Annotated in this window: 18 protein-coding genes and 1 pseudogene; 4 read left to right on the top strand and 15 right to left on the bottom strand. The window is 39.3% G+C overall.

Annotated features, from left to right (window positions below; translation table 11 throughout):
• Positions 1 to 38 precede the first annotated feature (38 nt).
• From BMZ99_RS20415 to BMZ99_RS20345, 15 genes are all read right to left on the bottom strand, one after another.
• On the bottom strand, positions 39 to 2,468 hold the full coding sequence (locus tag BMZ99_RS20415) for a glycogen/starch/alpha-glucan phosphorylase (RefSeq protein ID WP_090942094.1): 2,430 nt from the start codon (positions 2,466 to 2,468) through the stop codon (positions 39 to 41).
• A 64-nt stretch (positions 2,469 to 2,532) separates the two neighbouring features.
• On the bottom strand, positions 2,533 to 3,648 hold the full coding sequence (gene glgD, locus BMZ99_RS20410) for a glucose-1-phosphate adenylyltransferase subunit GlgD (RefSeq protein ID WP_090942091.1): 1,116 nt from the start codon (positions 3,646 to 3,648) through the stop codon (positions 2,533 to 2,535).
• Position 3,649: 1 nt separating this feature from the next.
• The gene (locus BMZ99_RS20405; protein ID WP_090942088.1) at positions 3,650 to 4,837 is read right to left on the bottom strand and encodes a glucose-1-phosphate adenylyltransferase; all 1,188 of its coding nucleotides are present in this window, start codon (positions 4,835 to 4,837) and stop codon (positions 3,650 to 3,652) included.
• A 295-nt stretch (positions 4,838 to 5,132) separates the two neighbouring features.
• Complete coding sequence (locus tag BMZ99_RS20400; protein ID WP_245755080.1) at positions 5,133 to 7,757, bottom strand: diguanylate cyclase domain-containing protein; 2,625 nt, start codon at positions 7,755 to 7,757, stop codon at positions 5,133 to 5,135.
• Positions 7,758 to 8,037: 280 nt separating this feature from the next.
• The gene (locus tag BMZ99_RS20395) at positions 8,038 to 8,451 is read right to left on the bottom strand and encodes a VOC family protein (protein ID WP_090942082.1); all 414 of its coding nucleotides are present in this window, start codon (positions 8,449 to 8,451) and stop codon (positions 8,038 to 8,040) included.
• Positions 8,452 to 8,817: 366 nt separating this feature from the next.
• Positions 8,818 to 9,999: an acetyl-CoA C-acetyltransferase gene (locus BMZ99_RS20390; RefSeq protein WP_090942079.1), complete on the bottom strand. Its 1,182-nt coding sequence runs from the start codon at positions 9,997 to 9,999 to the stop codon at positions 8,818 to 8,820.
• A gap of 37 nt (positions 10,000 to 10,036) precedes the next feature.
• Complete coding sequence (locus BMZ99_RS20385; RefSeq protein ID WP_090942076.1) at positions 10,037 to 10,711, bottom strand: 3-oxoacid CoA-transferase subunit B; 675 nt, start codon at positions 10,709 to 10,711, stop codon at positions 10,037 to 10,039.
• Positions 10,711 to 11,370, bottom strand: a complete 660-nt coding sequence (gene atoD / locus BMZ99_RS20380; protein ID WP_090942073.1) for an acetate CoA-transferase subunit alpha — start codon at positions 11,368 to 11,370, stop codon at positions 10,711 to 10,713. The genes BMZ99_RS20385 and atoD overlap by 1 nt, the downstream gene beginning before the upstream one ends.
• A gap of 324 nt (positions 11,371 to 11,694) precedes the next feature.
• Entirely contained in the window at positions 11,695 to 13,110 is a 1,416-nt protein-coding gene (locus tag BMZ99_RS20375) for a sigma-54 interaction domain-containing protein (RefSeq protein ID WP_090942071.1), read from the bottom strand.
• Positions 13,111 to 13,178: 68 nt separating this feature from the next.
• On the bottom strand, positions 13,179 to 15,158 hold the full coding sequence (locus tag BMZ99_RS20370) for a methyl-accepting chemotaxis protein (protein ID WP_090942068.1): 1,980 nt from the start codon (positions 15,156 to 15,158) through the stop codon (positions 13,179 to 13,181).
• A 158-nt stretch (positions 15,159 to 15,316) separates the two neighbouring features.
• Positions 15,317 to 15,628 carry an AtuA-related protein gene (locus BMZ99_RS20365; RefSeq protein WP_090942065.1) on the bottom strand — a complete coding sequence of 104 codons (312 nt, stop codon included), beginning with the start codon at positions 15,626 to 15,628 and terminating at the stop codon, positions 15,317 to 15,319.
• Between the two features lies 1 nt (position 15,629).
• A complete protein-coding gene (locus tag BMZ99_RS20360; RefSeq protein WP_090942063.1) occupies positions 15,630 to 16,970 on the bottom strand; it encodes an acyclic terpene utilization AtuA family protein in 1,341 nt (446 codons plus the stop codon).
• 33 nt (positions 16,971 to 17,003) lie between these two features.
• Positions 17,004 to 18,302: a CitMHS family transporter gene (locus BMZ99_RS20355; RefSeq protein ID WP_090942060.1), complete on the bottom strand. Its 1,299-nt coding sequence runs from the start codon at positions 18,300 to 18,302 to the stop codon at positions 17,004 to 17,006.
• A gap of 348 nt (positions 18,303 to 18,650) precedes the next feature.
• Positions 18,651 to 19,367 (bottom strand): L,D-transpeptidase family protein, encoded by a 717-nt coding sequence (locus BMZ99_RS20350; RefSeq protein ID WP_090942057.1) that lies wholly within the window; start codon positions 19,365 to 19,367, stop codon positions 18,651 to 18,653.
• A gap of 133 nt (positions 19,368 to 19,500) precedes the next feature.
• Positions 19,501 to 20,025, bottom strand: coding sequence for an N-acetylmuramoyl-L-alanine amidase family protein (locus BMZ99_RS20345; protein WP_090942054.1), 525 nt, complete (start codon positions 20,023 to 20,025; stop codon positions 19,501 to 19,503).
• A 174-nt stretch (positions 20,026 to 20,199) separates the two neighbouring features.
• Between BMZ99_RS20345 and BMZ99_RS20340 the strand changes: the two genes are divergently transcribed.
• The 4 genes and pseudogenes from BMZ99_RS20340 to BMZ99_RS20325 form a co-directional block, all read left to right on the top strand.
• Positions 20,200 to 20,658 (top strand): CBO0543 family protein, encoded by a 459-nt coding sequence (locus BMZ99_RS20340; RefSeq protein WP_090942051.1) that lies wholly within the window; start codon positions 20,200 to 20,202, stop codon positions 20,656 to 20,658.
• Between the two features lie 498 nt (positions 20,659 to 21,156).
• Positions 21,157 to 21,348, top strand: a complete 192-nt coding sequence (locus BMZ99_RS20335) for a hypothetical protein (RefSeq protein ID WP_090942048.1) — start codon at positions 21,157 to 21,159, stop codon at positions 21,346 to 21,348.
• A 626-nt stretch (positions 21,349 to 21,974) separates the two neighbouring features.
• Positions 21,975 to 22,418 (top strand): hypothetical protein, encoded by a 444-nt coding sequence (locus BMZ99_RS20330; protein WP_090942045.1) that lies wholly within the window; start codon positions 21,975 to 21,977, stop codon positions 22,416 to 22,418.
• Between the two features lie 123 nt (positions 22,419 to 22,541).
• A pseudogene (locus tag BMZ99_RS20325) lies at positions 22,542 to 22,782 on the top strand (IS5/IS1182 family transposase); the annotation flags it as partial.

Genomic DNA, 22,782 nt, shown 5'->3' with positions numbered 1-22,782 from the left:
AGTATACTTTACGCTTTAAGTATACTCTCGTCAATATTTCATCTCCTTATGATTGACCTTTCCAAATTCCAAGTTTCTGCAGCATACTCTCGTATTGTTTTGTCACTGGAAAACAGGCCGGAATGAGCGATATTTTCTAGGCACATCGACTGCCAATGCTGTTTTTGGCGAAATTTATGATCTAACCGTTGATGAGCATCGACGTAAGCAGCAAAATCCTTTAAAACAAAGAATTCATCATTATGACGCAATAAATAATCATATAGAGGCCTGAATTCTTCTCGTTCGTCTGGTAAATATCCATTTACGAGCTGCTCTATTACTTTTTTAACTCGCATATCCTCATTATAGACATCCCAAGCATTGTAGCCTCCGTGTTTATAGTAATCCAAAGCTTGTTGGGCTGTAAGACCAAAAATAATAATATTCTCCGGACCAACCGCTTCTTCGATCTCAATATTTGCACCATCTAGCGTTCCAATTGTAATGGCTCCATTCATCATAAACTTCATATTTCCGGTTCCAGAAGCTTCTTTGCTAGCTGTAGAAATTTGTTCACTCACATCAGCAGCAGGGAACAGCATTTCTCCTAAAGAAACACTATAATTCTCCATAAATACTACTTTTAGTTTATCCTGTATGGTTTTATCATGATTAATGACAGATCCTAAGATATTAATTAATTTCACCGTTTGTTTGGCTATATAATAGCCTGGTGCCGCCTTTCCAGCGAAAATAAAAGTACGTGGTACCATATCTAATTGCGGGTTAATTTTTAATTCATTATAGAGATGCATAATATGAAGAACATTTAAGATTTGGCGTTTATAAGCATGAATTCTTTTGATTTGTATATCAAAGATCGAATGAAGATTCACTGATATCCCATAATGACTATAAATATGATCAACCAGCTTTATTTTATTCTTAAGTTTTATTGTTGCTAATTGTTCTTTAAAAACAGTATCCTTTGCGTATTTACGCAGCAGCAGCAATTCTTTGGGCTCAGCAATCCAATTGGTTCCAATTGCATTGCTAATTAAATCCGTAAGCTGGGGATTCGCCTTTAATAACCAGCGACGATGTGTAATACCATTGGTTTTATTATGAAATTTAGTTGGATCATATTGATAATAATTATGCAGCAGATATTGTTGTAAAATATCCGAATGAAGCTTTGCCACTCCATTAACACTATGACTGCCTACCACTGCAAGACGTGCCATATGAATTACACCATCAGCAATCACAGCCATATCTGCAATGCGTCCCCACTGTCCGGGATAATGCTCCCATAATTCTTTACAAAATCTCTGGTTGATTTCTTCGATGATCATGTAAATCCTAGGCAGTAAATTCTGAAACATATCCACAGGCCAGGTTTCAAGGGCCTCAGGAAGCACAGTATGATTGGTATAAGATATGGTCTGCGTTGTAATTTGCCAAGCCTCATCCCATCCCAGATTCTCATCATCAATTAAGATTCTCATCAATTCCGGAACAGCTAAGGCTGGATGTGTGTCATTAATATGCACACCAATTTTCTCAGAAAAAAATTGAATCTTATGATTAGCAGACTTAAATCCCTTTAAAATACTTTGTAAGCCTGCTGAAACAAAAAAATATTCCTGCTTTAATCGCAATAGACGTCCTTCCGGATGCGTATCATCTGGATATAAATACTTAGAAATTCGCTCTACTGAATTCTTATATTCTATCGCTTTTACGAAATCATTCCGATTACGGAATGTAAAATAGCAGTCGTTATGTGCTAATTCCGCGCTCCATAATCTAAGAGTGTTGACAGTATTATTTTGGTATCCGATCATAGGTATATCATAAGGAACCGCTAATATTGCTTCTGCACTTTCGTGAAGATAGCAAACTCTGCCATCTGCTTTTACTATGCTTCTTACATGACCTCCAAAAGAAACCTCTACAGCTTTATCTGTTCTACGATATTCCCATATATAACCATCTTTTAGCCAATTATCCGGTAATTCCACTTGATAATTCTTTACTATCTTCTGTTCAAATAAGCCATAAGTATACCGAATACCGCAGCCATGTCCTGGAAGGGATAGTGCTGCCATAGAGTCGAGAAAACAAGCAGCAAGCCTTCCGAGTCCGCCATTACCGAGTCCTGCATCTGGCTCTTGCTGTAATAGTACAGATAGATTGATTCCTAGCTCTGCAAGTCCATCCTGGCAAACCTCTTTCATCCCTAAGTTAATCAGGTTCATATCCAGCAGCTTACCTAATAAAAATTCTATTGAAAAATAATAGAGCTGTTTATCGCTGTTAGCTTTATACTGCTGATTGGTCTTTATCCAATTAGGGCTGATATAATCCCGCAGCAGGCTTCCCAATGCTATATATTGATCATGAATACTGGATTCTTCAAGACTTTTACCATGCAGGGCTTGTAATTTCCTGATATAAGTTTCTTTAAATCCTTCTTTATCCATCAACAAAAAAAACCTCCTGAAATGACTAATTCTGAAGGATAATCTTTTGCTTACTCTGTCGCATCTATACTACAGTGCCCTTTGCCACTACCAGAGGGTAGTTTTTCTCCCCTTTTAACCATTTTCCTTGCGTAATACAAACATTTTTGTCACATATTACATTTTCAATAATCGCATTTTCAGCAATTTCGCACTTTTGCATAATAATACTATCCTTAATATATGCGCCTTTATGTACTTTGACACCACGAAATAAAATACTATTTTCCACCCGTCCCTCAATAATACAACCATTAGCAATCATGGTATTAAAAACTCTGGCATTTTCCTTATACTTGACCGGGCCTTCATCCTTTACCTTTGTATAGACAAGCCCGGATTTGAAGAATAATTCTTCCCACTTTTCCGGTCTTAGCAAATCCATATTGTGACGATAATAATTTTTTATTGAATCAATCCTGGCCGCATACCCCTTATAAGGATAACCAAACATTTTTAGCTTATCTACATTTTTAATTAAAACATCCTTTGTAAAATCCCAGCCGCCTCGTGCCTGGCTGTCTTTAATTAACTCTACCAACAATCTTTTTTCGATCAGATACATTTCCATGGAAACTTTACGGGATGCACTTCTAGGGGATTGGCTGCCCATATCACTGATTCTGCCATCAGGCTGACAATCAAGGATAGTATATCGTGTAAGTTCATCCTCTATATCATGTTCCTTGTATAAAATAGTAACGTCTGCATTCATATCCTTATGAAATTTAAAAGCCTTGCGATAATTTAAGTTGCAGACAATATGACTACCAGCAATCAGCATATATTCCTGCCGGCTGCTTTCAATATAGTCTAAGTTATTATAAAAATTCTCTACGCTTCCCCGGCATCCACTAGTAGAACACGGATTAGGGCTAGGAGGCAAAATAAATAATCCATCTCTTTTGCGGGCTAAATCCCACTCCTTTCCCGAACGCAAATGATCCATTAATGCGCGATATTTATCTTGTACCAAAATCCCAACATTCTGCATTCCTGAATTGACCATATTGGATAAAATAAAATCAATCAATCGATACCTGCCGCCAAAAGGAAGGGCGGCCAGCGGCCTCCCCATAGTTAACTCTTTTAAAACATCCTGACCAAGATTCAAATGAATAATTCCCATAACGTTTTGCATCTTATCCCACCTGTTTTTGTTTACTTATCATATGATTTTCCAGAATTTGAGCATCACTAGGTATGACGATATTTTCCTCAATCACACATATACCCTCATGATTGATTGCACCAATCAAAGCGCCTTCCTCAATTAAGCTTTTTCGTCCGATTATCCCGCGGTAAATCTGTGCGTCTCTGCCTATGGTAACATAAGGCATGACAATGGAGTCCTTAACTACGGCTCCTTCCTCGATATGCACACCAGGAAAGATTACAGAATGCTCTACTTCACCTAAAATTGAGCAGCCTTCACTCACCAAAGATCGAGTAATTTTTGCTGTACTGCCAATATAATGAGGTGGCCTGGTTGGATTTACAGAATAAATCCGCCAATTGGGATTATACAAATCCAGTTCTGGCTCATCAGTCAATAAATCCATATTTGCTTCCCAAAAGCTTTCTACGGTGCCTACATCCTTCCAATATCCTTTAAAATAATATGAAAATAAACGATGACCGTCCATTAATAGTTTAGGAATAATATCTTTGCCAAAATCATGACTGGAAAGAGCATTTTTACGATCTTCTTCTAAACTCTTTCTCAATAAACGCCAATTGAAAATATAAATTCCCATGGAAGCTAAATTACTCTTTGCATCTCTAGGCTTTTCAATAAATTCTGTGATTCTGCCGGATGTATCAGTATTCATGATTCCAAAGCGTGAAGTTTCATGCCAAGGTACTTCAATAACCGAAATTGTAGCTTCCGCCCGTTGTTTTTTATGATGATCCAGCATTACTGAATAGTCCATGTTGTAAATATGATCACCTGATAACACCAATACATAGTTAGGGTTAATCATATCAATAAAATTTAAATTTTGATAAATGGCATCTGCTGTTCCTTTATACCATTCTGCGCCGCCTTCCTGGGCATAAGGAGGCAAAACATACACGCCGCCATCTCTTCGATCTAAATCCCATGGACTACCGATTCCAATATAACTGTGCAAAGCCAGAGGACGATACTGCGTCAGAACTCCCACCGTATCAATTCCAGAATTGTGGCAATTGCTTAAAGGAAAATCGATAATACGATACTTACCGCCAAAGGGCACGGCTGGTTTTGCAATCTTGCGCGTCAGGCTTCCCAGCCTGCTTCCCTGCCCACCTGCTAAAATCATAGCAACACATTCCTTCTTACGCATAACATAAATCCCCCATTCATTTTCTACCCATGCCACAAAAACTCATGCAGCCCATTTCCTATTCTATGCACGATTATTTTCCAGCATGACTACTTTTTTATGAGCAGGTTTTTAATTGTAAATATTTTCCTTTTTTTATATTGGACACTCTCATACTATATTCCTGTCTTGATTTATTTTATTTTAATAAAAAAATAGATGCAGCTACATCGCTACATCTTAAAAATTACCTTTACTTTTTTTCCGTAAAGAAGACACGAACCGCAGAAGGTGCAGTTTATAAATATTCTATTTTTTAAATTAGTATTTGAATAAATAAGTTCACTAAATTAGGATCAAATTGGCTGCCTGCGCATTTACGCAGTTCATCAATTGCAGCCTCAGAACTCATTGCCTTGCGTTGAGGGCGATCATTGGTCATAGCATCATAAGAATCAGCAATGGATAAAATGCGGCATTCCACAGGAATTTCATCTCCTTGAATACCTAAAGGATACCCTCTTCCATCCCACCTTTCATGATGCTTTAATATCCAATCCGAAATCGGTTCCAATTCCGGAGTAGCTTGAGCAATGCGATAACCAATTTCTGAATGCTGTTTCATAATCGAAAATTCTTTTGTCGTCAAAGGATATGGCTTAAACAAAATCTCATCAGAAATTCCGACCTTGCCCAAGTCATGATATTGAGCAAATAGACAAAGATCTGCAAGTCTTTGATTCGGCAAACCCGCAGCAGTTGCTAAAGATACCATGAATTCCTTCATGCGCTCACCATGCCCATCTGTAATAAAATCTCGAGTCTCTAAGGCATTCATTAATGCCTTAACAATTGTATGTTTATTACTTTGGTGACGCTGCAGTTTTTCTCTATACATATAGTTATCTGCTTCTTTAAATAAAGCATTCATGTCCGTAGGGTTATCTTTTGTTACAGCAAAGCCGATAGATAGACTAAGAGGTACAATCGGTCTATTGCGATTATACTCTTCAATTAATGTATGAATACGAGAACAAGCAATCTTAAAAGCAGATCGAGAATTAGAAGGAAGAAGTATAGAAAATTCGTCTCCTCCAATTCGCGCAATTAAGTCCTTTGGGCGAAATGCCTTTTTAAGAATAGCAGCTACCGCTTTTAAAACTTCATCTCCCATACTATGACCTAACGTATCATTCACAAGTTTTAAACCATCTAAGTCACAAATAATAATCCCTGCAGCCACATTGCGCAGAGCGCCTATTCTTCTCATCTCTTCTTCAAAATAAGCTCGATTGTACAATCCAGTCATTGCATCATGATGACTCAAATAGGCAAGCTTCTCCTCGATTTGCCTTCGATCCGTTACATCACGGATAATTGCCAAAACCTCTTCCTCACCACTTGGCACAATCCGTGCTTCAAAATAATACTGACATTGTTCCTTTGTCATTTGAAATTCATAAATTTGCAACTTCCCCCGCGTAATCGCTGCCACGATTGCCTCCATCGCCTGTTCGGCAAGATTTGCTTGAAAAACTTGAGAAACGCTTTTTCCAATAATGTCTTCAGAACGCAAATAGTACAATTGCGAACTATTTATTTTGCAATCCGTAACAATGCCATCGCACCGTATAAGAAACATATTGTCTGGAATCGCATTAATCAATGCCTGATTATTACTTTGAATTTTATGAAGTTCAATCTCTCTTCGCTTTCGTCTCCGAATATCACGGATTACAGCTAATATACACTGCCTTCCGGCAATTTCAGCATTTTTCAAATTAATTTCCACCCATATTTTTTCTCCACTTTTTCTTTCAATCATCCATTCAAAAAGCTGAGATTTACCGGCAGCAGACCGACGAATCCATTCTAATGCATCATTTGCGCTAAAAGGAACTTGATGATTGCCCAGTCCATCTAAGCCACGCGAAGCCATATCCTCACGAGAGCAGCCATACAATTCTTCAACTTTTTGATTACTATCGATAATTTCTCCCGTAACAGCATCATGAACAATAATCCCATCACTAGCTGCATCAAAAATCGCCCGATAATTGGCTTGCGAAATCTGCAGAGCCTTTTGAGCCTGCCTCCGTTCTATGAGCTCATTCTTGTAGGTAGTAAACAAATTTGCATTATCAAGAGCGATAGAAGCTAATTCGGCAAAGCGTGTTAATAACTCAAGTTCACTTGCAGTAAACTTTCTTTCCGGATCATCAAAGGACAGACCTAATGTACCAAATACTTTTCCTTCTGACTTAAAAGGCACTTGCACGGTGCAATGCATCTTGTCAAAATAGGGATCTGTAAAACGTTTCTCCCATGTACTATAATCATCAACCATTTTAATTTCACCGATCCTGTACACTTCCCCAGCTAGGCCATCCGTCAGCTTATCCAGGCGACCAGTTTCGCCCTCATAAGCACCTGTACCAATTAACCTTCTGCAAACCCCCTGCTCTTCATCCATTAGGCATACATATCCATGAGGCGTATTAATCAGTTTTGCTGCACTTACGACAATGTCACGTAATAACTCACTTGAATTAAGACGGTTCATAAGTCCCAAAGCCGTTTCATTCAATGAAACCAGCACTAAGTTTTTCCTGTGAATTTCTTCTTCCCGACTGAGTAATTCGTCTAACTGCTGCCGCAGCTCTTCTTCAGATGCTAAACGCTCTTCACCTAAAACTTCAAGAGCAATATTTTGTGTCATCAATGTTTTCTGCGACTGTCCAATAAGACGATATAGTAACCACCCTGTACATAAAATAAAAAACCAGCCTTTTGCTATGGATAGAGTGGTGATGATCTTTATATCATTAAATAGCTTTTCAATTATGCTATCAGAAAACAAAATCCATCCACTGCTTACTAAAATATAAATAATTGCAATGCCCAATGGACTTTTGGGTATATATTCTCTATTCATCATCATCACTCCTAATTCATCATCTTCATCTATGATATAAAAGAATTAGCGTTATCTGGAACTTAAGGAATTTTTTTAAAGAAAAGAATTATTATTACATAATCTTCGACATTTTTTTTGGTTTTCCTATTCTCGTTGTTAAATTTTTCTAATCATTCCTAACAGTCTTTATTACAATGATTATGTAAAAAAAGCCATGTCCGTATTCCAATCTTATCCTTGCAGCATATAATGTTAGATAAAAAAAGTAGCCGCTTTTCAAAAGCGGCTACTTTTTGTCAATCCTTTAATCTTTTTTAAAAGAATCATAAATCTTTTGGTATTCGGGTGTAGGGGAAATAGATGAATAAATATAAAGATGTATGCCATTCGGGTCATTCACAACAAAGCTTCTTTCGCCCCAATGTTTATCCTGCATCTCTTGATAAATAATGACACCTTCATCCTTAAGACGCTTATATTCAGCGTCTACATCATCCACCTCAAAGGAAATAATTAAGCCTTTTCCATTAAAAAACTCACCTTCTTCTCTTTGGGGCAGTGTAAAACTAATGCCATTTGTCGGTAAATCCCGTGCAATTAATTCGATGTACCAGTCACTTTCATATACTAATTGAAAGTCAAAATGCTTCATATAGAATTCCTTCGACTCTTGCAGTTTATTGGTATTAATAGTTGAATCAACACGTTTTATTTGCATAAAAAATCTCTCCTCTCGCTATAAGCATTCCATATTGTTATCCTTATATTAAGCTGGTAAATTAGTGCTATCAAGCAACACTTCCTGTAGATGATGCTATAGTATTTATTCACTATTATACACCAAAGTCCTCCTAAAGAATATAGCGCTCGCGCGGAAAACAGCTCTATAGGAGTTATCATCAATAGGAAAAACGCTATGCGCCCTTTAAAACATAGATAAAAAAGCACGTTGAAACACGAAGACGCAAAGAGTGCGAAGATTATGAAGTTCTTTATAACGATTCCTCTTTATGTTCTTCGTGTCAGCACTAGCGGTTTCGCAAAAAACGAGCGGCTGCATAGGAATATGACAGCCGCTCATGTATTACATATTTTCAACGATAGTTGCTACACCTTGACCGCCGCCAATGCATAGTGTTGCTAAGCCAACTTTTGCATTTCTTTGTTTCATAGCATGTAAGAGCGTCACTAAAATTCTAGCGCCACTCGCTCCCACCGGATGGCCAAGAGCAATCGCCCCTCCATGTACATTTACCTTACTCTGATCCAAACTCAATTCCTTACCCACTGCTAAAAATTGAGCTGCAAAAGCTTCATTTGCTTCAATTAAATCCAAGTCTGCTACTGTTAATCCCGCTTTATCCAGTGCCTTTTGCGTCGCAGGTACTGGTCCGATCCCCATAATACTAGGATCAACACCAGCAGAACCAGAAGAAACAAAACGAGCTAGTGGTGTAAGACCTAATTCCTTCGCTTTATCCAAAGACATCACAACCAGTGCAGCCGCTCCATCATTCAGACCGGAAGCATTTCCCGCTGTCACCGATCCATCTTTTTTAAAAGCAGTACGTAATGCTGCTAATTTCTCAACGGTAGTGCCTTTCTTGAGATGTTCATCAGTGGCAAAAACGATGGGGTCACCTTTTTTCTGGGGAATCGCTACAGGAACAATTTCATCTTTGAAGCAACCTTCCTGAATGGCATGTAGTGCCTTCTCCTGACTGCTGGCTGCTAATTCATCCTGCATCTGGCGAGTAATCTCATATTGCCGTGCTACATTCTCTGCAGTAATCCCCATATGATAATCATTTGTAGCACACCATAGACCATCCTTAATCATAGAATCAATTAATTCACTATGTCCCATCCGATAGCCCCGACGCGCTTTTTCCAGTAAATAAGGTGCATTGCTCATACTTTCCATGCCGCCCGCTACTACCACATCCCCATCACCAGCTAAAATAGTCCGAGCCGCCAGATTTACAGCTTCTAAACCGGAACCACATACTTTATTAATGGTCAACGCAGGAACCTGAATCGGCAACCCGGCTTTTAATGCAGCTTGGCGAGCAGGGTTCTGTCCCAATCCGGCCTGCAGCACATTGCCCATAATGACCTCATCTATTTCTGTCGAATCGATATTTGCTCTTTTAATTGCTTCCTTAATGACCAATGCTCCCAATTCTACAGCAGAAACATTCGCAAGACTGCCATTATAAGCACCAATTGCAGTACGGACTGCGCTTACAATTACAACTTCTTTCATTTTCTCAACCGCCTTTGTAGTTTGTTTTGTACTTAACTTACCTTTCTAATTGTTCCAAGCCCTTCATCGTAGCAATATCGCCGGAAATGATAAGTTGTGCCTCAGTCTTAGCGACCACCTCTTCCACAGTTGCATAAGGCGATATCTCCTCAAGCAGCAATCCTTCCTCTGTTACTCGAATGACAGCAAGCTCTGTAACGATTAAGGTTACAATTCCTTTACCTGTTAAAGGAAGATTGCAGCTTTTTAGGATTTTTGCGGCTCCATCTTTTGCTGTATGCTCCATGGCAACAATTACTTTCTTCGCTCCAGCTACTAAATCCATGGCACCACCCATGCCGGGCACCATTTTCCCTGGAATCATCCAATTTGCTAAATTGCCATTCTGATCAACCTGCAACCCACCGAGCACAGTCACATCTACATGACCGCCCCGAATCAATGCAAAAGACATAAAGCTATCAAAAGTAGCTCCTCCCGGGAAAATACCTGCCGGTTTTCCTCCGGCGTTTACTAAATCAGGATCAATCTCACTGCCTGCAGGAGCAAGTCCTACAAAGCCATTTTCTGACTGCAAGGTTATGTTGATGCCCTCAGGTAAATAATTAGAAACGAGCGTAGGCAAGCCAATCCCTAAATTCACCACATCCCCGTCTCGCATTTCTCCAGCCACTCTACAAGCGATTAATTCTTTTGCACTGTATGTTCTCATTACGAAATCCTCCCGCAGCAGATAACTTTATCAACAAGAATTCCTGGAGTCATTACTTCATCCGGTTTAAGTTCTCCTACCTCAACTACTTCTTCCACTTCCACAATCACCAAGTCTGCCGCCAAAGCCATAATCGGATTAAAATTTCTAGCAGACTGACGATATATCAGATTACCAGCTTTATCAGCCTTAAACGCTTTCAATAAAGCAATATCAGCTCTTAATGGCAATTCCAATAGATACTCCTTACCATTTACCAGCAATTTCTCTTTGCCTTCCTCCACTACTGTCCCCAACCCTGTAGGAGTTAAAATCCCTCCTAAACCGGCTCCGCCCGCTCGAATTCTTTCCGCAAGGGTTCCTTGGGGTACAAGTTCAACGACTGTCTCACCAGCAATCATCTGCCTGCCTGTTTCAGGATTTGTCCCAATATGCGAAGCAATAATCTGCTTCACCTGCCGATTTACAATCAATGGCCCTACACCTGTATCCGGTGTAGCTGTGTCACTAGTAATCAGCGTTAGATCTTTTACACCTTGTTCCACTAATATACTAACTAAGAATTTCGGTGCTCCAACCCCCATAAATCCACCCATCATAATTGTCGCCTTATCTTCAAAAAGGGAAATTAGTTCGTCTTTGCCTATAACTTTATTCATCCAGCACTCCTCCTTTAACTAAAAAGCAGTTCATCCCATCACTTCTTGTAGCTTAAATTAATTGCAAATATCATGCCAAATGCTTTATGCCAATAAATAAAGGAGCCCATAAGAAACGGCTCCTTACTTATTTCTATTTTTTTACAAAGAAGACTAAGGTCCATGTAGAGTTTTAACTCCACATGGACCTTAGCCACTCTTACACAGAGGCTAAACAAATCACAATCACTGCATTCCTACAGCAGCTGACCTTGTTAAAAACCACCTTTAGATCCTTTCTAATTATTAAGAAATTTACTTTCGATTTTCTTAATAATTAGAAACCTATTTCTCATCTGACAGCGGATCTGCTTTAATTTTATTGTAAAGGGTAGCAACTGAAATTCCCAGTTCTTTAGCAATCCGTTGTTTTGACTCTACACTCGATCCATAATGAGCAATAGCGTTTTGAATCGTTCGTCTTTCGAATTCTTGAACCATCTGCGACAAGGAATGAATGGACTTTCTTGAATCATCATCTACCTTAAACCATTTAGGCAGATGAAGAGTCGTGATTACATTATCTTCACACATATTAACAGCATATTCAATCACATTACGAAGTTCCCGAACGTTGCCAGACCATGAATAGTGCAGCAACGCTTTTAGGATTTGCTTATCCACTTCAAAGGTTCTGCCGATTTTCTGAAAATAAAATTGAAAGAATTGATTTGCCAATAAAATAATATCCTGTCCTCTTTCAGCAAGAGGCGGTAAATGCACATTTAGCACATTCAGACGATAGTAAACATCGGCACGAAATTTTCCGTCTTGCACCATCTGATATAAATCTTTATTGGTAGCAGCCATCACCCGGATATCAACAGAAACTTCACTGGTTTCACCAACGCGCCGTATAGAGCGCTCTTGCAATACACGCAATAATTTCGCCTGAACCTCCAGATTCAGCTCCGCAATTTCATCTAAGAAAATCGTCCCACCGCTTGCGATTTCAAATAATCCAACCCTGCCACCTTTTTTTGCACCCGTAAAAGCACCTTCTTCATAGCCAAACAATTCACTTTCAATTAAAGAGGGAGCAATTGCGGCACAATTCAAAGCAACAAAGGGACCATAACCACGATTGCTGGCATTATGTATGGCTTGGGCAAACAGCTCTTTTCCAGTGCCGCTTTTTCCTGTAATTAAGATATCGGCATTGCCTTGGGCTGCCCTTTTTGCCACTCGTACGGCTTCTTGAATGGGACTGCTGCTGCCTATAATATCATCGAATGTATACTTTGCCTTGTAAATACGATCAACCATGGTTTTTAAACGACCTGTCTTTTTGGCAAATGTTTTTATTTCTTCAGACAGTCGTCGAACTTCCGTAATATCCTTTACGACTGATACGCCACCTATGATAGCACCTTCAACAATAATTGGAGCCATATCTACAATATATTCTGTATCGCCTTCACGCCTATACACTCCAACCAGAGACTCTCCCTTTTCAATGACTTGGGGAAGCTTGGCACCTGGGCGAACCTTCTTAAGAGGCTGCCCGAGTATGTCTTTTTCTTTTATACTTGTGATACGAGTGTATTGCGCGTTAACGTATCGTACAATCAGCTGATCATCCGTTACTAAAATACCGTTATTAATTGAATTTAAGATTTGAATATACCATTTTTCAGCATATTCAGGAGAGGCAAACACATGTTTAAGCTCATTTAAATCATCGTGTGCTTCATGAACCATACTATCCTCCTAATCCCCTTCTCGATTTATAACATTTATCCTTAAAAGTCCCCTTTTTACAATAACCATCAGAATGTAAACTTATGTACAGCCTCTTGCAGTTCTTCTGCCATAATTGCTAAGCTTTTGCTCGACGCAGCCAGTTCTTCTGATGCAGCTGACTGCTCCTCTACACTCGCAGAAATTTCTTGTGTCTGTGCAGCGGTACGCCTACTATCGGTATCCACACCACGTACTGCATCGACAATTTTTTCACTGCTCTTAGCCATCCCTTCAATCTCAACTTCAATATCTTTCACTTGCATTGCTACCTCATTTACCAAATGGGCAATCTCCCCAAATCGTTCTTTGGCGTTCTGAATTACAATTGTCCCTAATGCAGCCTCTTCTGTCCCTTTCTTCATGGCTGTGACTGCTTTATTAATTTCTACCTGAATTTCCTTAATTAATTCAGCGATTTGCTCCGCTGCATGATGAGACTGTTCGGCTAATTTTCGTACTTCATCAGCAACTACCGCAAAACCTCGTCCTTGCTCACCAGCTCTGGCAGCCTCGATCGCCGCATTTAGAGCTAAGAGATTCGTTTGTCCTGCAAGAGTCGAAATTACACCAACAATATTTCCAATTTCCTTTGAACGTTCTCCTAGTACTTCTACAACAAGAGCTGAATTCGCTACTGTATCTTCAATGCTCTGCATTTGCTGCATGGCTTCTTTAACAACCTGATCACCTTCCGAAGCAGAGCTTGCAGTTTTCCCAGCGACACCTGTCATAAAGCTATTCTTCTCAACAACTTTTTGAATGCCGTCATCCATAAACTCCATTGTCTTTAACATCGCACTGGTAGAAGACTTTTGCCCTTCTGCCGCTGTTGCCATATCAACAATCAATGCTGCTACCTGACCTGATGACTGAGCAGATTGCTCTGAATTAGCCGTCAACTCTTGAGAAGATGCGGCTAACTGCTCTGCCGTCTGAGCAATTTTCCTTAATAGATCACGCAAATTTTTAACCATTAGCTCAAAAGCCTTTGCTAGCGTTCCAATTTCGTCTTTTGAGTGAATACCTAACCCTTCCATTGTTAAATCACCTTTAGCAATACGGTTAGCAAGAGCACTTAACAATTGAATTGGTTTTGCCAAGTACCCAGCGAAAAAGAAAACAATACTGATTGATATTATCAATATAATAACAAAACTAATCCCTGCCGAAAACATAAATTTTTGCAGCTTTCCCATGACTTCTACAACGGGAACACTTACACCAACGCTCCAATCCGTTCCACTAACAGGCGCGTAAGCAATATAGTTGTCAATTTGTTTATCGCTGTAATGAGCAATGCCACTTTCACCTTTCACCATTTTTCCTGCAGCTTCTTTCAAACTGACATCGCTCTCTTCATCCTCAAGTAGGTTTGCATTCATTATTTTTTCTGTCTCAGGATGAACAATCACTACTCCATCATGTTTTATAATGAAAGCCCGCCCAGTCTCTCCAACCTTAATCTTTACCACATCACCTGCAGCACTCTCTAGTGGCACCGAACCTCCTAAAATCCCTACTACTGCATTGCCTTTTTTAATGGGGGCAACCACGGTTATAATCGGTTTCCCATCTACTCTCGATATTACAGGATCAGGAGCAAAAGCCTGCCCCGTTGTCATCACTTTTTTAAAATAATCCCGTTGTGCAATATTCGCACTCGATCCGTCTGTATAAAATACATTGCCTAATTGATCTGTGAAAAAGAATCGAATATATTTTTTCTGCTCTCGCTGCTCTTCCATTTTTAAATATGCAATGATCGCCTGATGATCCCCTCCTGCAACCGTAGGGAAATTAGCCATTAGTGAAATCTCTGCAATGCGGGAAGCAAAAAATTCACCAACCTGATTTCCTGTAGTCACAGCCTGCAAGGTAATATACTCCTCAGTATCTTTGATTAGCAGCTGTTTGGTGTTCCAGTAGTTAAAAGTCCACAAGACACCCAATGATATAGAAATTAGTAAACCAACACCCACAAGCAACTTTATTCTAATTGAATTCATTGATATTCTCCTTATAATAGACATTCTCTTGCAATATTCAACAATTTTCTACACTGAACAAGCCCTTATATCCTGTTTATGGTACGACAAAAGACATTTATTTTACAATAAATGTCTTTTGTCTGTTGCCATCACAACAGTTCTTAATTTAATTGTTTTTACTCTTCCAGAGGGATTTCTAAATTCATTAGAGCAGAGCTAAGACCTTTTCCATGAGCATCTAGAGATAAAGTACGAGTCACTCCGCCGCCCAATGCACTATAAAGTACAAAATTAAGGGCGCCAATTGCAGGTAGTGTATAGCGAATTACGTCACCCTTTACAATTTCTGCAAAAAATTCTTTAACAACTGCGGCAGTCACATACTTTTCAAGAATAGGATATTGGGCTGGATCATGAGCAATTACCGAAATATTGGAGATATTACCTTTGTCTCCAGTTCGTGAGTGAGCAAGCTCTCTTAATTTCATCTTAGATCACCTCATAATGCAGTTTATAGTTTATTAATGAACGAGGAACTAAGGCAGACACCATGGCTACTACCTGTTTGGCAGATTTGGTAGCACCGCCTCCGCCTGCCGGACCATTTGTATAAAGAGTCTCCACTTCATTACCAATACGAACAGCTTCCTTCATGCTTTGGGTACGGCCAGTCACTCTGGCACGAACTTCATAAGGCTCATGCTCCGTTTCCGAAAGGTTTGCACCATGAAGAGAATTAATGCCAATGAGATCCAGTTTAAGTTCTTGATACGAAACGCCCATTAGCTTAAGTCTTTCCTCAACAATTTCTAAAGCTAGTTTTCCGCGTTTTACGGCTCCCGGCCCAGCATAGCTGATTTGTCCTTCGCCCATATAGCTGTCAACATAACCGATAGAAGCCTTTAAAAATTCCGTTTTAGCCTGTCCTTTTCCGCCTGTAACTTGTATTTCATTTTCCCCAATCTGAGTAAACTGAACGCCTGTAAAATCTGCCACAACATCAGGTGTGATATAAGCTGCTGGATTGTGTATTTCATACAGCAATTGCTCTTTGCAGGTTGCCAATGTCACTTTACCGCCTGACCCTGGAACCTTTGTAATCACAAAGGTTCCATCTTCCTGCACCTGAGCAATCGGAAAACCTAAGCGAGCCAAGCCTTGCACATCTTTATAACCTGGGTCTGCAAAGTATCCGCCTGTTATTTGCCCAGCACACTCCAGCAGGTGTCCAATCACAGTACCTTGCCCCATAATGTCCCAATCTTCTTCAGACCAATTAAATTCAAACAGTAAAGGTGCCATGAACAGTGCCGGGTCAGCAACCCGTCCAGTAATAATGACATCTGCACCACCACGAAGTGCCTCCACAATTGGCTTTGTACCAAGATAGGCATTTGCAGAAACAATGTTATCTTTTATAGTTGACAAATGTTCACCGGTTTCTAGAATTGTGTAATCTCCATCCCGCACAACGTCTACAACATCATCACCTGTTACTGCTGCAATCTTAAGATCGCTAATACCTAATTGCTGAGCAATCTCTTTAATCTTCTGCGCTCCTGCAATAGGATTTGCAGCGCCCATATTTGTTATAATCTTTATGCCTTTCTCCTTGCAGCCTGGCAATACAGCCTCCATGCGCTGCGCCAAAAGTCCATCATACCCTGCATTAGGATCTTTCATTTTAGCTTGCTGAGCAATTGCAATTGTTCGTTCCGCTAAGCACTCAAATATTAAATATTGAATATTTCCTTTCTCTACTAACTCAACTGCCGGTTCGATTCGATCGCCTGAATAACCAGCACCTGAACCGATTCTAATTGTTGCCATAAGAACACACCTCTCTATTTTTACGTAAAACTCCTAAAACGGAAAAACTCCAACAATTGCACAAGTAATCGTCATAATAACTGAAGCCAGCCAAAGATATGGAATGGAAAACTTCTGATGTTCTCCTAGTTCAATTCCCGTGAGTCCTATGATTAAGAAGGTCGCAGGAGTCAATGGACTGACTGGAAAACCTACCGTCATCTGCCCCATAAGGGCTGCCTGGGCTACAGCAAGAGGCTGAACACCCAGCATCTGTCCTACTTCAGCTACTACTGGCAAAACACCAAAATAAAAAGAATCAGGGTCAAAGATCAAGCTAAGCGGCATGGATATAATACCCATTGCAAAAGGAATATGCTGAGCCAAGGCAGGAGGTACAAAGGAAACAGCCACCTGAGCCATGGCAGTAATCATTTTTGTGCCGCTCATAATTCCCACAAAAGACCCTGCAGCTAACAAAATGCTTGCCATCATTAAGGCTGCTTTGGCATGAGCATCTACACGAGCCTTTTGCTCTCCAACTTTCGGATAGTTAATCATCAATGCCAATACCGTACCAATCATAAACATGGGGGCTGGATCAACAATGCCTGCAATCATTACCCCCATAACTACAAGGGCAAGAACAGCATTGATCCAAAATACGTTTGGACGTCTGAGAGCTTGTTCTTCATCCTTTAATTCTCTTGTTAAAACGATATCCGTTACTTCGCCATCTTTTATGCCCAGACGGCGAGCTTCTCTTTTCCCTAATAAATAAGCCACTGTAAACATGTAGACTAACCCTACAATCTGAGGAATAACTAAGGGTGTAAATACTTCAGTAACTGGAACCTTAAAGGCTGCAGCAGCTCGCAGAGTTGGTCCTGTCCAAGGCAGATAGTTAATCCCCGCAGCCATAGAAACCATTAAACATAACAGTCTCTTATCCATTTTAAGTCTCTCATAAATAGGAAGCATGGCTGGGATCGTAATTAGAAAGCACACAGCCCCTGAACCATCAAGATGAATTAGTAGCGCCAAAAGAGCAGTACCCATTAAAATCTTTGGCGGGCTTGCACCCACTGCTTTTAAAACTTTGTTAATAATCGGATCAAATAATCCTGCATCACTCATGACACCAAAAAACAAAATTGCAAAAACAAACATAGTAGCTACTGGTGCAATATTTTGTATGCCGCTTATGATAAATTTACTAGTACCTAAGCCAAAACCGCCAAGTAATGCCGCTATAATGGGAATAACAATTAGGGCAACCAAAGGCGACATACGTTTTGTAATAATTACTGCCAGTAATATTACGATTGTTAATAAACCTAAAAGTGCTAACATCAACTTTCCTCCTTGTTTGTTAGAATAAAGGAATAAAATATTATTTTATCTTTATTCAATGATAATAATTACATTTGCAAGAAGCATGCCAAATCATAAGCTCTTAAAAAATTGAGTCTTCTAAAGGATGTTTTTCAATATCTCACTTTTCTGCTTTCTGGATTTTTAGAATAATTCACTCTCATACCATTTCATTCTATATCCTGCCTAGGTTAGTAGAATTTCTATTTTTTTAGAAATTCTACTAATTTCTTAGAAATTTCCCTCGACTTACATCTTTGGATAAAAAAGTAATAGGAGCATCCAAAAGGATACTCCTATTACTTTTTGCCTGTATTTTATTATAAACTAAAATCCTAAAAGTTCTAGTATTTTTCGATCAGCAACCCCATTCGGCTTCAAACCTTGATTATGCTGATATCGTTTGACTGCCTCTTCTGTATCCCTATTAAAAAAGCCATCTGCTCTTCCTTCCAAAAAGCCTAGCTTTTGCAGCTTTACTTGCAATTGAACTACATCCGTTCCAGTAGCTTCATATTTCAAGGTACGCTGCATGGGAACGATCTTCCCTTCAATTCGTACGGGTGTGCCTACTGGTACCCATTCAAAAAGCTCTTCAATATCATTATTGCGCAGACGAATGCAGCCTTGGCTGATAAAATGCCCAATACTCCATGGTCGATTAGTGCCATGGATACCGTAGCCACCCCAAGGAACATTCAAGCCTAAAAAACGTGTCCCGAAGATATCTCCTGATCGAAAAGACTTCCAAATTACAATCCAGTCGCCAATAGGCGTCGGCGTATCTCTTTTACCAACGGCGATACGATACTTTTTATAGACCTTTCCGTCATTATATAACTCCAAAATACGATCTGAGATTTTCACAACAATGGTTATCTGTCCTGTAGGCGCCTTCTCTGTCTGCCCCGAAATAGCAGCCAATTCTAACTCATCTAAGTACTCAAATCCCAGGACACCTATCAATAATCCAAATATCATCACGGATGCAATAGCGAAATAGGTTTTTCGCCAGTTTATGATTATCGAATGAAGTCTAATCATATAATTTCCCCCTATCCACCTTCACCATTCTACTATATGTAGAAAAAGTCAGAATAGAAGTTTCAAACACAATCTTATATGATCATATCCTGTGCTAAGCAGCTACCAATAAACTTCTAAACGCCAGGTTTCCTTATATACTGAGATAATCAGTAATACCTCGTGCAATTGCGGCAGCGAATTCATCACGTTTCACTTCGTCAGCAAGCAAGGCTTCATCGTTTTCATTTGTGATAAAAGCAGTCTCCACAAGAACCGCCGGACACTCAGACATTCGTAAAACATAAAAATTTCCCGTTTTCACTCCGCGGTCTACTGTCCCCAAATGAGTAATGACTTGCTGTTGAATGCAAGCGGCTAACTTCTCACTCTCTCCCCCTAATGCATAGCAAAATGTTTCTGTACCTTGGGCATCAGCATCATAGGACCCATTACAATGTATCGATACAAATAAATCAGACTCAAATTCTTTTGATGCATCAATAATGTGACGCAATGCACTTACTTGTACTTCTCGCACATCAAAGGATACTGCACGAAGAAAATCTGCTACCTTTAACATAATATCCCGATTGATATCCGCTTCTTGCACCCCTGTGCGCCCAACTGCACCACTATCATGACCTGGAAAGTGCCCACCATTAATCGTTATTTTCATTTATAAGACACCCCTTCATCATTTTTTAACATTCCAATGTATTTTACCGTCTGCTCTGCCTACCGCACTGAGAGCCTCATCGCATACGTATAAGCTCAACTGTATGTAACATCGTTAGGCGGGCATATTAGTACTAAAGTCTAAAAGTTAGGAATATCACAGGAGGGATTTCATTTGTCAATTGAACTGTCAGTCCAATATATAGCAATTGCCATCGCTTTATTTGCTTTAGCTCTAAAATATAAAGGAATGAAACCATATATACCTGTGGCGATGTTCTCCATGATCTATGCTAACTTATGGTGTTATATAGCAACCTATTTCAACTGGTGGAAATTTCCCGTAAGGACGCTACCTCTCGTCGAAGACATTTCATTTACTGCTAACATGATAACAGTACCGATTGTAGCCATGTTTTGGGTTAGATATTCCCCTATGTCTAGAATAAAATGGGCTTTCTTATGGACAACACTTTTGGTAATTCCTGAATATCTTTTAGAACAGTATACAGATACAATCGAATATCATAGCGGCTATCAATGGTATCATTCTTATCTACTATGGCTTATCAGCTGGTTTATTTGGTATCAATTTCATAAGTGGTTTTATAAAGACTACACCAAGAAACTTTAACCTTACAACTTTAGATGATGCCCTATAGCTTCCTTAAAACATTTTATCAATGATCGTAAGGAAAAATTCCTATTATTATCAACTAGTGCGGAAAATAGATAAAAAAAATCCGCCTTACCAAACAAAATGGTAAGACGGTCATTATGAATTGCCACTATTATTCACTTAACAATTTATTAACCCGATACAAATATAACAAAAATCCTACAGTTACAATAAATTGAAACAGTTGAATTATCCAATGTTCAAACATCATGATAACACCATCTCCTTAATAAGAAATTTGCGGAGATCTATATAAACGATCAGTATAGTCATGGGCTTTTTTTATAAGAGGTGCCTTCATCACGGCTATACTGATCTGTTGTTTCTATTATAGAAAAAAGATATGACAAAAATATGACGAGGCAATTGACAGCTAACCCATTCACCCTTATTTACTATAAATCATATTATGTAATAGTAAGAATGTTTATAGATTTAGGAGGTGATATTACAATGGATTATCGCTACCAGGAAGAACCACAAATTGAAGATTGGGACGCAAGATCCGAAGAAGAACGCCGTATACTCTTAGGACTGGGATTTGGTTTAGGCTTAGGCTTTGGTTTTGGCTTTGCCTGCTTTCCTCGCCGCTCTTGTTTTCCCAGACAGTTTTGCTGGCCTTGGCAAGGATGCTGGCCACGCTAACTCTCTGTCAATCCTACACCTTCCCTCTACTGTATATAATCCTTCTGAATCGGACATACTACATCACGACGACCTCTCATGTCGTTCAACAACTTCTCTCCCATCTAAGCTCTCCTTTGGAGAGCTCTTTTTTATATAGAAATAAGTAAAAAATACCCGATACTAGTCCAATGCAAAAACTTAATTTATTCTTCTAAATTTCCATAAATATGCATATAGTAATAAGGGGTAGAGTGATTCCCTCTACCCCAAACAGAATATAGGAGGCGACTAATATGCGTTTTGAGACGAAACATCTTAGATTTACCGTCTCAGACTGGGTTCTCCTAGTTGTATTACGCATTATTATTGAGTTTCTCCACTAAACCCCCTAACATTCCAAACTGAGCGCCCTTGCTGCAACGAGGACGCTCAATGCTTTATTTTACGCTTATTTATCTTCTTTTAGAACTCATTTATTCTATATAATTCATTTATACAAAAACTTTCATGATTGCCCAGCCATTATTTTGTTTTTCCCGTAGAAAAATTTTATTTCTCTTTTAAAAAAAATTATAAATGCTGTGAATAATATGCTTTTAAAATGAAAAATACTACTATCATACTATATATAGGAGGCGACCACTTTGTACCGACAAAAAAATCCATTTCTACAACACGCCATAAATCATGGACAAACATTAATAGCTGAGGTTAACAAAGCTAATTCTTTATCGCAAGATATTGTCTCGACTTGTGATAACATTGTTATGGCTATCAACTCTGGAAATCCCCAAAATGCAATCAACTCCATTCAAAACATTCGAAACATGGCCATCCAAGTTTCTCAATCCACTCAGTTCTTTAACCACGTCATCAACGAACGTCTAGATATGTCTACTTATGTGTTAAACTCAATCCAGCACAAAATAAACGAGATGACGGGTGCAATACAAGGCCTACGAGATAATAGTGCCAATTATCAAAGAAATTGGAATCAATATGAAGCACAACAACCAGGGCAATATGGCTCCTCAATGTCACAACAGACGATGCCATACCAGTATGGATCATTCTCAGCACCTCAATAACAGACAGCACCAATAATTCAGTTAGATTAAAAAGGGGCTGTCGCATTAAGCCAGCCTCCAAAAGCAACAAAAAACGGCAACTGACAAGAGTCAGAAGCCGTTTTTTGTTGTAAAATCAAATTTATGACGAAAAAGAATTTACAACCAGATTATACAGTAAACGAGGATACCTATCAACTATTTCTTCTGCCCATGGATATTGGCGAAATGATCCCGGCAGAAGATTCGGTACGCTTACTCAACGCGGTAATGGAAGGGATGGATTACAGAAAATTGTACGCCGCGTACTCTCGCATGGGGAGAATCGAGAAATCACCGAAACGGTTGTTTAAAGTTCTCGTGTATGGATACATGAACGGCATCT

Source organism: Pelosinus propionicus DSM 13327 (assembly GCF_900114615.1).
Classification (GTDB): Bacteria; Bacillota; Negativicutes; order DSM-13327; family DSM-13327; genus Pelosinus; species Pelosinus propionicus.
Note: the sequence above shows the minus strand (reverse complement) of the source record. Positions and strands in the feature narration are given on the sequence as shown.

What these genes read in the sequence shown, in the direction of transcription:
- glgD (WP_090942091.1), bottom strand. Translation starts at nt 3,648, where the DNA reads ATGCAAAACGTTATGGGAATTATTCATTTGAATCTTGGTCAGGATGTT.
- BMZ99_RS20405 (WP_090942088.1), bottom strand. Translation starts at nt 4,837, where the DNA reads ATGCGTAAGAAGGAATGTGTTGCTATGATTTTAGCAGGTGGGCAGGGA.
- BMZ99_RS20365 (WP_090942065.1), bottom strand. Translation starts at nt 15,628, where the DNA reads ATGAAATTAAGAGAGCTTGCTCACTCACGAACTGGAGACAAAGGTAAT.
- BMZ99_RS20355 (WP_090942060.1), bottom strand. Translation starts at nt 18,302, where the DNA reads ATGTTAGCACTTTTAGGTTTATTAACAATCGTAATATTACTGGCAGTA.
- BMZ99_RS20395 (WP_090942082.1), bottom strand. Translation starts at nt 8,451, where the DNA reads ATGCAAATAAAACGTGTTGATTCAACTATTAATACCAATAAACTGCAA.
- BMZ99_RS20360 (WP_090942063.1), bottom strand. Translation starts at nt 16,970, where the DNA reads ATGGCAACAATTAGAATCGGTTCAGGTGCTGGTTATTCAGGCGATCGA.
- BMZ99_RS20370 (WP_090942068.1), bottom strand. Translation starts at nt 15,158, where the DNA reads ATGAATTCAATTAGAATAAAGTTGCTTGTGGGTGTTGGTTTACTAATT.
- BMZ99_RS20375 (WP_090942071.1), bottom strand. Translation starts at nt 13,110, where the DNA reads ATGGTTCATGAAGCACACGATGATTTAAATGAGCTTAAACATGTGTTT.
- BMZ99_RS20415 (WP_090942094.1), bottom strand. Translation starts at nt 2,468, where the DNA reads ATGGATAAAGAAGGATTTAAAGAAACTTATATCAGGAAATTACAAGCC.
- BMZ99_RS20390 (WP_090942079.1), bottom strand. Translation starts at nt 9,999, where the DNA reads ATGAAAGAAGTTGTAATTGTAAGCGCAGTCCGTACTGCAATTGGTGCT.
- BMZ99_RS20400 (WP_245755080.1), bottom strand. Translation starts at nt 7,757, where the DNA reads ATGATGATGAATAGAGAATATATACCCAAAAGTCCATTGGGCATTGCA.
- atoD (WP_090942073.1), bottom strand. Translation starts at nt 11,370, where the DNA reads ATGAATAAAGTTATAGGCAAAGACGAACTAATTTCCCTTTTTGAAGAT.
- BMZ99_RS20345 (WP_090942054.1), bottom strand. Translation starts at nt 20,025, where the DNA reads ATGAAAATAACGATTAATGGTGGGCACTTTCCAGGTCATGATAGTGGT.
- BMZ99_RS20335 (WP_090942048.1), top strand. Translation starts at nt 21,157, where the DNA reads ATGGATTATCGCTACCAGGAAGAACCACAAATTGAAGATTGGGACGCA.
- BMZ99_RS20385 (WP_090942076.1), bottom strand. Translation starts at nt 10,711, where the DNA reads ATGAGAACATACAGTGCAAAAGAATTAATCGCTTGTAGAGTGGCTGGA.
- BMZ99_RS20350 (WP_090942057.1), bottom strand. Translation starts at nt 19,367, where the DNA reads ATGATTAGACTTCATTCGATAATCATAAACTGGCGAAAAACCTATTTC.